12 protein-coding genes are annotated in these 12,807 nt (G+C 57.5%); 3 read left to right on the top strand and 9 right to left on the bottom strand.

Features of this window, described 5'->3' with window-relative positions:
* Positions 1 to 37: 37 nt before the first annotated feature.
* From VNL17_02100 to VNL17_02075, 6 genes are all read right to left on the bottom strand, one after another.
* Positions 38 to 1,762, bottom strand: coding sequence for a GspE/PulE family protein (locus tag VNL17_02100; GenBank protein ID HXI82865.1), 1,725 nt, complete (start codon positions 1,760 to 1,762; stop codon positions 38 to 40).
* 559 nt (positions 1,763 to 2,321) lie between these two features.
* Entirely contained in the window at positions 2,322 to 3,134 is an 813-nt protein-coding gene (locus VNL17_02095; GenBank protein ID HXI82864.1) for a GNAT family N-acetyltransferase, read from the bottom strand.
* Between the two features lie 94 nt (positions 3,135 to 3,228).
* Positions 3,229 to 3,687, bottom strand: coding sequence for a hypothetical protein (locus VNL17_02090; protein ID HXI82863.1), 459 nt, complete (start codon positions 3,685 to 3,687; stop codon positions 3,229 to 3,231).
* Positions 3,688 to 3,711: 24 nt separating this feature from the next.
* Positions 3,712 to 3,930, bottom strand: a complete 219-nt coding sequence (locus tag VNL17_02085) for a DUF2007 domain-containing protein (protein HXI82862.1) — start codon at positions 3,928 to 3,930, stop codon at positions 3,712 to 3,714.
* A 225-nt stretch (positions 3,931 to 4,155) separates the two neighbouring features.
* Complete coding sequence (locus tag VNL17_02080) at positions 4,156 to 6,171, bottom strand: ATP-dependent helicase (GenBank protein HXI82861.1); 2,016 nt, start codon at positions 6,169 to 6,171, stop codon at positions 4,156 to 4,158.
* Between the two features lie 3 nt (positions 6,172 to 6,174).
* Positions 6,175 to 6,489 (bottom strand): TMEM14 family protein, encoded by a 315-nt coding sequence (locus VNL17_02075; protein HXI82860.1) that lies wholly within the window; start codon positions 6,487 to 6,489, stop codon positions 6,175 to 6,177.
* Positions 6,490 to 6,646: 157 nt separating this feature from the next.
* Here VNL17_02075 and VNL17_02070 point away from each other — a divergent pair, with 157 nt between their 5' ends.
* Positions 6,647 to 7,687 carry a hypothetical protein gene (locus tag VNL17_02070; protein ID HXI82859.1) on the top strand — a complete coding sequence of 347 codons (1,041 nt, stop codon included), beginning with the start codon at positions 6,647 to 6,649 and terminating at the stop codon, positions 7,685 to 7,687.
* 69 nt (positions 7,688 to 7,756) lie between these two features.
* Here the strand turns inward: VNL17_02070 and hisA are convergent, their stop codons facing one another.
* The 3 genes from hisA to VNL17_02055 are packed head-to-tail and all read right to left on the bottom strand — an operon-like array spanning position 7,757 to position 10,509.
* Positions 7,757 to 8,488, bottom strand: a complete 732-nt coding sequence (gene hisA / locus VNL17_02065) for a 1-(5-phosphoribosyl)-5-[(5-phosphoribosylamino)methylideneamino]imidazole-4-carboxamide isomerase (GenBank protein HXI82858.1) — start codon at positions 8,486 to 8,488, stop codon at positions 7,757 to 7,759.
* Positions 8,485 to 9,105: an imidazole glycerol phosphate synthase subunit HisH gene (gene hisH, locus VNL17_02060; protein HXI82857.1), complete on the bottom strand. Its 621-nt coding sequence runs from the start codon at positions 9,103 to 9,105 to the stop codon at positions 8,485 to 8,487. The genes hisA and hisH overlap by 4 nt, the downstream gene beginning before the upstream one ends.
* A gap of 48 nt (positions 9,106 to 9,153) precedes the next feature.
* Complete coding sequence (locus VNL17_02055) at positions 9,154 to 10,509, bottom strand: MFS transporter (protein ID HXI82856.1); 1,356 nt, start codon at positions 10,507 to 10,509, stop codon at positions 9,154 to 9,156.
* A 165-nt stretch (positions 10,510 to 10,674) separates the two neighbouring features.
* Here VNL17_02055 and VNL17_02050 point away from each other — a divergent pair, with 165 nt between their 5' ends.
* Together VNL17_02050 and VNL17_02045 are read left to right on the top strand one after the other, a co-directional pair.
* Positions 10,675 to 11,739 carry a GspE/PulE family protein gene (locus VNL17_02050; GenBank protein HXI82855.1) on the top strand — a complete coding sequence of 355 codons (1,065 nt, stop codon included), beginning with the start codon at positions 10,675 to 10,677 and terminating at the stop codon, positions 11,737 to 11,739.
* Positions 11,736 to 12,758 (top strand): type II secretion system F family protein, encoded by a 1,023-nt coding sequence (locus tag VNL17_02045; GenBank protein HXI82854.1) that lies wholly within the window; start codon positions 11,736 to 11,738, stop codon positions 12,756 to 12,758. Before VNL17_02050 ends, VNL17_02045 begins: the two co-directional genes overlap by 4 nt.
* Positions 12,759 to 12,807: the final 49 nt, after the last annotated feature.

Raw genomic sequence — 12,807 nt, 5'->3', positions numbered from 1 at the left:
TCAATTCAAAAAAGCGCGGCAGCTCCGTCCCCTTCGGTCAGGTACCGGTGAGTTCTTCGTCTTCCTGGGTGACGCGCGCCACTTCCTCGACGGTCGTGATGCCCTGCTTGACTTTCTCCCAACCGTCATCGCGGAGGGTCCGCATCCCGTGCGTGATGGCCAGATGCTTGATGGCTGCGGACGACGCCCGTTCGATAATTAATGGACGCAACGCCTCGCTCATGACGAGGATTTCATAAATGGCCGAGCGGCCCTTGAAACCGGTGAAACGGCAATCCTCACAGCCCCGCCCATGGTAGAACTTGACCCTGCCGATGTCCTCCATCGGGAAACCCACTTCTCGGAGAAGCTCCATGTCAGGCTTGTACTCTTCCTTGCACGACTTGCAGAGCGTGCGGATCAGGCGCTGGGCCATCAACGCCTCGACAGAAGAACTCACCAGGAAAGGTTCTATACCCATGTCAATCAACCGCGTGATCGCCCCCGGCGCGTCGTTCGTATGCAGCGTGGAGAACACCAAATGCCCCGTGAGCGCCGCGCGGATGGCGATCTCCGCCGTTTCCAAATCGCGCACTTCGCCGACCATGATGACGTCGGGGTCTTGCCGCAAAATGTGGCGCAGTCCGCTGGCAAATGTCAGGCCGATTTCCGATTTCACCGAAATCTGGTTCACACCGGGAAGCTCATATTCCACCGGTTCCTCGATCGTGATGATGCGCTGGTCAATCGAGTTGATCGTGCTGAGGAACGCATACAGCGAAGTGGACTTGCCTGAGCCAGTGGGTCCCGTGACGAGGATGATGCCGTGCGGCAGGTCGATCAGTTTGCGAACGATCTTCTCGTTTTCCTTGTTCAGTCCCAGGCTCTCGAGCCCGAGGAAAATGTTGCTGCGCGTAAGCAAGCGCAAGCTGACGCTCTCGCCGTAAGCTGTCGGGATGGTCGAAACACGCACATCGATCTCTGCGCCGCTGCTGCGGACGTTGATACGGCCGTCCTGCGGCAGCCGGCGCTCCGCGATGTCCATATTCGCCATGACCTTAATGCGTGAAATGATCGCCGCCTGGAACCGCTTCAAATACGCCGGCACCGGCGTCTGGTGCAGCGCGCCGTCCACGCGATAGCGAATGCGCAGGTCGTTCTCCATCGGTTCCATGTGGATGTCCGTCGCGCGCTCCTTGTACGCTTCCCCAATAATCTGGTTCACGAACTTGACGACGCTCGCCTCCTGGTCCCCGCTCTCCAGGTCGTCCTTGGTCACTTCGGTGATCTCGTCGATATCCAGCACGTTTTTCTGCAACAACTCGTCGAGTGTCTCCGCGCCAACGCCATAGTAACGCTTCAGCGCCTTCGCAATGTCCGCCTCCGTGCACAACGCGAGTTGGACCCGGCTCTTCGTAACCAACCGCACCGCTTCCAACATCGTAAGGTTGAAGGGATCATTCGCCGCGACGATCAGCGTGCCATTCTCCTGTCGCATCGGCATGACGTTGTGCTGGAACACGACCTTCGTCGGGACTCGCTGGCGCGCCGCCGCATCAATCTCTTTGTCCGTGATGCGCGTGAACGGAAGGTGCAACGCTGTCGCCAGCGCCTGGAGCAGTTTCTCCTCGGTGGCGGCCCGCGACTTCACCAGCGAGATAATCAATGGTTGCGCCGCCGTCTGTTGGTTGGTCAGGATCTCGGAAATCTGCACATCCGTGAAGAGTCCCGTCTGCTGCAACAACTGGCGCAAATCAGCGGGTATCGTGTCAACGGTGGCCATCGTCATGTCAGTGCTACGATATGAGACACCACAATCCTTGTCAATGGCACAGGAAATCTACAATTCGTCAAAAAATACTCCCCGCCAGCCACTTGCCACGCGCAAACTCGCCAATTGTAGGGCACTCGCTCCGCGTGCCATCGTCCGTCCGTTGTACCCGCGGGCGCTGATCGCGGGTCCGTACTGTAGCCGCGGTTGTTAACCGCGGTCCGGCTGCAGCGCCCGTCAGCGCACTTCGTGGGCCTTTCTTTCCGACCGGAAAAACGAACCCAATTGTCATTTCTCTGCAATCCATCCAACTCATTCTCCATAAGCCATATAAAGGCGATTTGCTCAACATTACATTTGGGTTCGTTTCGCAGAAAGCGTGTTTCGAGGTCCTCCTCGTGCGCCAAAGCCTTGGCGAAGGCGGATGAAAGTTGGGCGTTGAATGTTGGAAGTTGCGCGTTCATCTGTTTCCCCGACTCTACCGCACCTCACCCCACCGCGTCCAGTACAAAATATCGATTTGCGATATGTAGGCTTACTCTGTCTCCCGCGCCTGGGCCTCAGCGATGGCTCATAGCTTCATCCAAAACGCTCTCATGTAAGAGACGCGAAGATCCTGTTTCTCCATGTTCCTCTGGCTGATCGAACCAAAGTCTGCCCTCGAGAACATGAGATCCGCGCCCAGCGTTTTGGCTTCCTTGAATCGTGCAAGCAGAAGCGCCGTCTGCGCGCCTTTTCCGCGAAATCCTTCCGGTGTTGTTGCATCCGCAAGATAGGCGACCGAGTTTTTCGTATAAAGGACTGCGCAGCCGATGGGTTGCTCTCCCAAATAAGCAATGTAGAGCCGCCAGTCAGAAAGCTTATTCCAACCCGCAATATAGATTTTTAGAGTCGAGGCAAAGCCGGGATCGATCTTGTGGCCGCTCACATACAGTTCTTGGAAATATTTTAGCTCATCCAGGGACGATACCTGCTTTACCACCAGGCTGTCGGATTGTCGCGTCGTTAGTTCACGCACGGGTTTCAGAAACACCGGAAGAAACTTGGTATGGACGAAGCCACGCGTCTGAAGAAGCTTTGCCATTCCCTCATTGACCGCTCCGGGGCTGATTTCAATATCCAGAGGCGCTCCCATTGCTCGATAAGCATCGAGTGCCTCTCCGAGAACACGTGGAGAAACAATGCCGGAAAGAAGAATACGATTAAAAAAGGGATTCGGCACACCCGGGAACATGACCCCTCTCAGGTTCTCCCTCTCGATATATCGCACGCATCCGGGTTCTTTTCTAAAGTCCCGAATCACATTCATCCGGTCTTGCGTGTAGCGGAATTCGACTTCATCCACCTTCGAAATAAGGTCTGTGGTTAAGTGGAAGTGTTCCATCACTTAGTCCGCGGAAACGCTCGGCGATTTCGTCTAGAAAACATCGTAGGGTTGCGGGCGTCAATAGCCCGATCCCTGGCCAACAACGGGAGCATCAGTTCACGTGAAGGTGTGTTTCAACTTGCTGTGTCGGGAATAGTCCACGGTTCAACATGAAGCGGAATAGTCTAAAAACCAAAAACGAAACGGCAATGCATGAACCGAAAAGGGCGAAATCTCCCAAACTACCCTCGAACGATGGCGGCAGGATAGGCCGCGGATCAGCCAATCGGTTTATCAGCACACCGAATAGGACTAGCGCAACGACTGCGGAAATATGGTGAACCGCCGCTGGAGAGAATTGCCTCCAAACCACAAATGCGACACACAGGAAGTACGCGCCAAATAACCCAGAGCTGATAATGCCGACAATACCGAGTAGGACAACAACAGCATCCTTTGAATCGTGAAGAAGGATAACCAGCATGGCCGCGCAGGAGATTAAGCAAAGCAATCCAAGAAGACCGCTGGCTAGGCCCAGCAGCCGCACAATCCCTTTCAGAATCTTCTCCATGGCTTTTCTTCGCACACTCCGGCTTCAGCCGGCCTTCACCTGATCGCTGATCATCTGCCGCGCGGTTTCTGCGTCTTCGTCCGCCACTTGAACCCGGACACCACTCGGATCGGTCAGGAAACGATACGGAGCGTTGGTTGCCGTGAGTTCGTCGGGTACGAATGCTTTAATGCCGCTGGCCTCCAACGCCATCTTCAGTTGAAGAGCTTCGTTTACGTCTCCGTATCTGGCCACTGTTATCATAATGACCACATACTATAACATGACGTTAATCGCAATGCCCAAGAGTGCAGGTAGTGTTTTTTATCTGCATCCGCAGACTGTAGCCGAAGCGTAAGCTTCGGGAATCCGCATAGATACCACCGAAGCTTACGCTTCGGCTACAAAACACAGACGGTGGGCGATGCGGCAAATTAAGACACCACCTGGGCGCATGTTCTATCGCAATCATGACCTACAGCCATCCGGCTACCACTCCCCATGCTGATGCCGAATGGAGAATTCCTGGTAGTGCGTCTTCGGCAGTTCGGCGATGAAGCGGGAGGGACGTTGGAAGCCGCCGGTGTCGCCGCCGGTCATACGGAACAGTGGAAATGTGAGATACAATTCATCCTTGGCGCGCGTGACGGCCACGTAGAACAATCGCCGCTCTTCTTCGAGGCCCTCAAGATTGTCAATCGAGCGAGCAAGCGGGAACATTCCGTCGCACAGGCCGACGACGAATACCGCTTTCCACTCCTGCCCTTTCGCCTGGTGCACGGTACTGAGGCGAACGTACTCCTGGTCGTTGCTTTTTAAAAGCGAAGCGTCGTCGGCCTCGATGTTCGTCAACAGCGCCAACTGGCTCAGGAAATCATCGAGGCTCTCAAATTGCATCCCGAACGAGGCGAGTTGATGCAAATCTTCCTCGCGCGTCCGGGCATTCGGATATTTCACCTTGAGATAGCTTGCGTAGAAGGTGTCCACGACCTTCTCGATCATCTCCGCGGCGCGTTTCGGCTCCAGTTTGCGAATCTCATTTAACGCCTGCGCGGCTTTCTTCCAGTCCTCGACCGCCTTCTTGGGGATCGACTCGCTCGTGTGCAGCAACGGTTTGCCCTCGGCGAGCAGCGGATGAAACTTCTCCCAGAGTTTGTCCGCGGTCCTCGCGCCGACGCCCGCAAGCAATTTGATGATCCGCTTGAAGGCCATCTCGTCGTGAGGATTGATCGCCACCTTGAGGAAGCTGCTCACATCCTTCACGTGCGCCTGCTCGAAGAACCGCAGGCCGCTGGTGATGACGTATGGGATGTTGCGGCGCGTCAGTTCCATCTGCAATTCCATCGCATGGTAATGCGCGCGGTACAGCACCGCGATCTCGTTGAGCGCCACGCCTTCGTCGCGCAATTCAAGAATGCGTTGGGCGACGAATAGTGATTGCTGGTTGCTGTCGGGACAGGGGATCAACCACGGCTTCGCGCCACCGTCGCGCACCGCGGTGAGGACCTTGGCGAACTGGTGGACGTTGGCCTTGATCGCTTCGTTAGCCAGCTTGAGGATGCTCGGCACGCTGCGGTAATTGACCTCGATCTTGAACGTGCGCGCGCTCGGGTAGCGCGTCGGGAATCCGAGGATGTTGCGGTAGTTGGCGCCGCGCCAGGAATAGATCGATTGCGCATCATCGCCCACGACCATCAAGTTGCGATGCTGCATCGCGACGGCGTCGATCAACTCCGCCTGGATCTTGTTCGTGTCCTGGTATTCGTCCACCAGAACATGCAGGAACTGTTCGCGATAGCGTTCGGCGACCTCGCCGTGCTCCTGGAACAGCCGCAGCGTGTTCACGAGCAGGTCATCGTAATCCATCGCGTTGGCCTTGAGCTTGCGTTCGCGATAAACGTTGCGCAACGTATTGATCGGCCCCGCGAGATGTGAAAAGTAATCGTATTGGTCGACCAGCACTTTTTCAACAGAACGGTCAGTGTTCACCGCCAGCGAATAGATGTCCGCCAGCACGTCGCCTTTCGGGAACCGCTCCTGCTTCGTGTCGATGCCGGCCTCGGCAACACACGCGTCGAGCATATCCTTCGAGTCTTCTCGATCAAGGATCGTGAAATCATTGCCGAACCCCAGCAGCTTGGCATGGCGGCGCAGGATGCGATTGCCGATATGATGGAACGTCCCGCCCCAGATCGCGGAGATATCGGTTGGCAACAGGTTCTCGACGCGCCGCAGCATTTCCTTGGCGGCCTTGTTGGTGAATGTCAGCAACAAGATCCGCCCCGGCGGCACGCCGTGCTCCACGAGCCACGCCACGCGGTACGTGAGTGTCCGCGTCTTGCCGCTCCCCGCGCCGGCGATGACCAGCATCGGGCCGGAATTGACGCTGCCGTCAGCGCCCGTGGCCGTCACGGCCTCGAACTGTTGGTCGTTCAGTTCCGCCCGGTAATCAATATGGAGGTCCCGCGCGCCTGTCGCGGGTTTCAGGATATACTCTTGCGTCATCGGCTACTTCTTCCACGCCAACCCGAAGACCACGACGGCTGCCAGGCTCAAGACCGCCAACATCCCGCCGGGCATGAACCGCCGTGTCTTTGCGTAACGAATCGCGAAAATCACCACGAGCAACGCCGCAATGACCAGCGCCACCGCGAGACTATCGCCCGAACCACGCCAAACGCCAAAACCGCTGGCCAGCAAAGCCAACCCCATGCCCACCCCCGATATTAGCGATGCTTTGCTCCCCACTTTGACGAATCCCATGATGCCCCCGAGAATCATGATCACGCCATAAACCCAAATCTCAATCGCGGTGTTTTGCATGGTCGCCACCCTACCCGATGCACCCATTATTTGTCCAGCGAACCCCCGCAATTGGCACAAATCTTTCTGTACTTGCAGTGTTGGCCGCGATTATCATACAGTCTCGCCGTTGAGAATGTGTTGCAACCGCCGGCCTCGTAAACAAGGAGATGCAGTGATGCTTAAGAACAGAACGCTGAAGACTTGGTCGATTATTCTCACGGGCAGCCTGGTCGCCGTAGGCGTGTCCCTATTCATCTTTTCCACCCGTTCGGCTCGCGCCGCCGGCGGAACCCTGATTGCCCGCAGCCAATTGCGGCGAACCGCTGACCTGTCACCACGCAGTGCGGTCGGTTCCGTAGTGACGATGATCGACTCGAATGGGAAGGAGACATTTCTAGTCAATGTCACCAAATTGGGACAGGATAATTTCACCCTCTTTATTCGTGACGAGCCCAGTTTTACGACCAACGGTGTCGGGGGCGCGGACTTGCCTCCCTTGGCTCGCACAGGTATCAAGAAGGGCACTTGGTCGCGCAGGCTGGTCGGTTTGGGCGAGGCCCCTCCGGATTTTCTTCCTTTCGTCGGAGACTTGACACAGCTAGACAATACGTCAGTTGACGTTTCGCAACCAGACATCCCCAGTGTCACAACCATCTTTACAAACATTATCGCCGGCACAACGAACATTGTCATGGGGGTGACGAATATCGTTGGCGATGTAACGAACATCCTCGACGGCATCGTGATCCCGAACCCTGGTCAGACCGGGCTCGTTTTCTCGACACTTTGGGCGCCGCTCTACTCCTTGACCACAGATCTAGGCGCGCGGAGCTATCATCGACACGGCAGCTTGGTCGCTATTGGCGATGCCAGTCCGAATGCTGTGGGCATGATGAACATCAGCTTTAACGGGAACAGCGGCCGTTCGGAACTAAAGATCCGTGCGTCAAACCTGACTCCTGGCCAGCAATACACCCTCTTCATTGCCAACACGACCAACCACAACATGACCGTCATGCTCCCGGTGGACAACATGACCCAGAAGAACCTCGGTTCAACCGCCACGTTTGTTCGCGACACTCAATTCGGCGATCCGCTGCCGAAAACCGGCGATCCAGTGCCGGTACAAGCCCGCGATGTCGGTGATCTCTCCGGACACATTGTTCAGATCCGGGATGCATTTGACAATGTCCACTTGCAGGGCGATATGCCCTAACGGGCAAAAACCATCCATTGGTTCGGCTCTCGCAAACGCGCTGCCACTCTCTGGCGGCGCGTTTGTCGTTTAGGCCTCGATCTGCTTCAGGTCGATGCGCCCGTCGTAGAGGGCTTTGCCGATAATTACCCCGGTAAGATTGCGGCATTCCTCTGTCATGCTCTGGAGTTGGCGAACGTCGTCGGTCGTACTCACGCCGCCGCTGGCAATCACGAAGCACTTCACGGCAGCGCACACGCCCCGGATTGCACTGTAATTCGGCCCCATCAGCGTTCCATCGGTGGCGATATCCGTGCAAATGATGTGTTTCACTCCGAGTTGGTCAATCTGCCGGGCAAAATCCACCGCTGACAGCTCCGTGCGTTCCACCCAGCCCTTGACAGCCACAAACCCGTCCCGCGCATCGATACCCACGGCTACACGCGCACCGAAATCCATCGCGAGCGTCCGCACGAATTCAGGCGACTCGCACGCCTTGGTGCCAATGACCACGCGCGTGACGCCCATCTTCATGGCTTCCTCAATTTGCGCTTGCGTGCGCATCCCGCCGCCGAGTTGAACGGGAATCTGAATGGTTTTGAGGATCGTTCGTACACAGTCCCAGTTCCGCGGTTCGCCTTCGAAGGCCCCGTCAAGATCGACGACATGCAGGTAGCGCGCCCCTTCGTTTTCCCAGCGCCGGGCAACCGCCGCCGGGTCATCACTGTAAACGGTCACCGCATCGGCGCGCCCCTGCTGCAGGCGCACCACCTTGCCACCCTTCAGGTCGATGGCCGGATAAATGAGAAAAGGTCGGCTCAAGACTGGCCCTTCCCCAATCGCACAAAATTCTCCAGCATCTTCAAACCTACCGCCTGCGATTTTTCCGGGTGAAACTGCGTCGCGAACACATTCCCGGCCCAAAGCATGGAGCAAAACTCGATGCCGTAGTCAGTCGTACCGCAGACAGCCGACGCATTGTTCGGCTTACAATAATAGCTGTGGACGAAGTACACATAGCTGCCATCCGCCACATCTTTCAATAGAGGACAATCGCCCTGCCGAACGCGAAGTTGGTTCCAACCCATGTGCGGAACTTTAAGCCCATTCACCGCAAAGCGCGGTACGGTGCCCGGAAAAAGTGCGAACCCTTTGACGCCCGGCGCTTCCTCGCTGGATTCGAAGAGCGCCTGGAATCCGAGGCAGATGCCGAGGAACGGGCGTTTCGTCGCGATGAATTCGCTGATGGCCTCGACCAACCCGATCTTATTCAGGTTGGCCATGCAATCGCCGAACGCTCCGACACCGGGAAGCACCAGCGCGTCGGCCGCCAGCACCGACTTGCGGTCGCTCACGATGCGAACGTCAGCCCCCACCCGCGCCAGCGCCTTCTCGACGCTGCGCAGGTTGCCCATCCCGTAATCAACGAGTGCGATCATCCAGCCGAGGACAATATCGGAGATTTGCTGCGTCGGGCAAGCCCCGGCTCATGAAGGCGGACGGCGCGCCAGAAGGCGGCTGACAGCGCGGCTGGGGGTTTCGATGAATAGTTCCCGAAGAAACGCGTCCGTCGTCATGGCGCGCGGCTCGGACAGCCGGTTGCGAAACACCAACGCCACAACCGTAATAATAGCCGCGGCGGCGTACGACACGCTGTACTGGTTCCACTGCCATTGCGACCACGAGGCTTCCCAACCCGCCAGCGTATCCAACAGGATGCCCCAAAGGACTGGGAACACCCCGAGCACAAGACTTGTCACCACGGTGTACAAGGCGAAGAAATGGCTGCGTCCCATCGGCGGCACGGTGGCCATGACCAGCCGTGTATTCGCGAGGTTGAAAAGCGAGATGCTGATTGCGGCGGTGAACTGGATCACGAAAATCGTCGGGAATGTAAATGGCAGGATCCGCGCAGCCACCGAACACCAGCAACTCAGGTGCAGGACGAAAATCAGCGTCGACAGACCCAGGAGCGGACGGCTCCCTACCCGATCCACAAGATGACCAAATGCCCACAAGCAAATGACGGACACCGCGCTCGACAACACCATCATGCCCAAAATTAGTGAGTCGGTTGCCGCGAAGGAATCGCGAAGAAACGGGATCCAAAACACGCCGCTACCCGCTTGGGCGACCAGGAAGACGGCATTGTACACGAGCAATCTGAAGAACGGTGGGTGAAGGAGCATTTCCTTGTAGGGCACCCTTTCGTGGTTCTCGGAGGACGGCGGCACAGGGACGTCGGGAATGCGACGCAAAAACCAGAGACTGATGATCGCAGTGACGAAACTGGCAAAGAATAACAGCCCGTACGCATAATTGGTTTCTGGTGGACGCAAATAGAACGCGGCAAGGATCATCGTACCCAGAGTCGCCAGCGCACTGGACATTTGGTCGCGCGAAACATAACGCCCCCGCACTTCCTCGGGTATCCATTGCGTGATCCACGGCAGAAAGCCGCACAACGAAATGCCCCGTGACGCGTTGTAGGCGAACAACAGAAACAACATCAGTGCAATGCGTGTGAGGGAATTGAACTTTTCCGGCAACAGCGCCACGCCCGCCATCGCTAAAATAAACGCCGCCCGCAACGTCCAGCCGCGCAGCACAAACGCCCGATAACCCATGCTCTCTACGAACCGCGCGGCGGGAATCTGCAGGATATTCATCAGTTGCGGCAACGCCAGCACGATTCCCAGCACCGTGGCCGATGCGCCGAGCCTCTTGAAATAGAGGATCATCGGCGTGGCCAACACGATGGTAAACGACACCGTATTGAACACCTGGAACAAATACGCATTCCCCACCCCGGCGGGCATCTTTGTTGGGTTCTCGACCGTCACACCGTTAAGTGATGGAGAACTTTGCCGACGCGGTCAATGAAATTACCCGTTTGCGCGTGACGATTGTTCGTTGGGCTTGTCAAATTCTTACGAAAGGGAGACGCGTCGTGACGATGGCTCAATTCATTAGAGGCGAATCGGCGGGCTTTCTGCCTGGATGGAATCGTGGCTGACCACTCGGCACCGAAGGTGTTGGAGAGCCTGATCCAACAGGCCGAGCGTGCGAATGCCAGCGACATTCATCTGCAGAAGCGCGCCGACGCAACCCAGGTCGCTTTTCGTCTGGATGGCATCGTCACAGCCGTCTCGGACATTCCCACCGACCTGGCCGACCACGTTTTTGGCCGCATCAAGTTCCTCGCGCGTCTCAAGACGTATCAGGATTCGCTGCCGCAGGACGGGCGTATCGACAAGAGCGATGTCGGTGGCCACCATGACATCCGCGTGGCGACCTACCCTACGGTCACCGGCGAGAAAATCGTCTTGCGATTATTCAGCGACTTCACAGCGCCCACCCTGCACGAGCTGGATTTTCCCGAAACGGTTTGCACGGAACTGGAGACGTTTCTCCGGCAAACCGCAGGCCTGCTGTTGTTGACGGGTCCGGCGGGCACCGGCAAGACAACAACCATTTACGCCTGTCTGCGGCAGTTGCTGGACCTCGGCGGGCGGCACATCATCACTGTCGAAGATCCCGTCGAGCAGATCGTATCTGGTGTGATGCAGACGGAAATCAACGACGCGCGCGGCCTGACGTTTTCGAAAGCGGCGCGCCATTTGTTGCGGCAGGACCCGCAAGTCCTGGTCATCGGGGAAATTCGCGATGAAGAGACCGCCAACATCGCCGTACGGGCTGCGCTCACCGGGCATCTCGTGATCTCCACCTTGCACGCCGGCTCATGCCGCGGCGTGTTCGAACGCCTGCTGGTGATGTGCCCGGACCATTTCGCTATCGCCTCTGTGGTTGGGCTGGTTCTCAATCAACGCTTAATACGCCGACTCTGCCCGACTTGTCGCGGCGACGGCTGCGAGTCGTGTCTGCGCACCGGCTACAAGGGCCGCGCACCGTTGGTCGAATGCGTGAAGATGGACGAGCCGATGCGCGAGCGGCTGCGCACTCACGACCTGGCGGCGATCACGCCGTCAGGCTCGCTCGAAGCCGCCGGCCGCGGTTTGGTGGAACGCGGTATCACTAATGACGCAGAACTCCGAAGGGTACTGGGCACATGAACCTGGACGAATTCGCCTTCTTCAACCAGCAGTTGTCCGCGATGTTGCGCGATGGCATCCCGCTCGAAAGCGCCCTCGGCCAGCTCTGCTCTTCCATGCGCCATGGCGATCTGCGGGAGGAACTCGAGAAACTCCGCGCCGACCTCGCCAATGGCGTCCCCGTCAACCAAGCGCTCGCCGCGCGCAAATTACCACCCTTCTACGTCCAGATGATTCGGGTCGGCATCCAGAGCAACGACCTGCCTGGCGTACTGACGCTGGTGGCCGACTATTACCGGTCTGGCAATCTGATTTGGACCCGTCTGAAGGGGTTGATGGTTTACCCGGTCATCTTGCTCGCCGGTTTGCTCTGCGCCTCGATTGTGATGGCGATTGTGTTGGGGGTGATGCGCAGCGGGTTCGAGGACATCAACCGCGATCTGCTCGAGGGCAAGTCGTTACCCGGGCTTACGCAGTTTTACATGGAACACGGTATTGCCATATTCTGGACGCCTGTTTTCGTCTTCGCCGCGGCATTCATTGCTGCGGCAGTGACGGTCTCTCTTCCATCGATGCGCCAGAAATGGCGCTGGCTGCTGCCAACCTTTCGGGAGGCGAGCCTCTGGCAATGTGCCTCGGCAATGCAAATCATGCTACAGGGCGGCTGCACGTTGAATCAATCCATCACGCTCCTTCGCGACCTGGAAGAAGGCTCGCCAGCCGGGGCCGAACTGGGACGCTGGCAGCAGCGCCTCGGTGATGGACACGCCCAGTTTCGAGATGTTACGGCAGGAAGCCATGTATTTCCTCCCTTGTTCCTCTGGATCGTCGGCAACGCGCGCGAGGAGTTGGCGGAAGGCTTCCGGCAAGCCGCAGAGATTTATCGGCAGCGAACCGCCTACCGGATGGAAGCGTTTCTCTACGCGGTGCTGCCGGCATCGGTCATAATCATGGGCCTGGCGATTTGCCTACAGGTATTCCTGTTTGTCCTCGCCGGGTTCATGCCGCTGATGAGCGTAATCGGAGCGCTCGGGGGATAACGGACTGATTCACACGGTCGCCACAATCTATGCGCTCAGTGATTCCTCT

Source organism: Verrucomicrobiia bacterium, from assembly GCA_035577545.1.
Lineage (GTDB): Bacteria > Verrucomicrobiota > Verrucomicrobiia > Palsa-1439 > Palsa-1439 > Palsa-1439.
The sequence above is the reverse complement of the archived record's forward strand: the minus strand, read 5'-3'. Positions and strand labels throughout refer to the sequence as shown.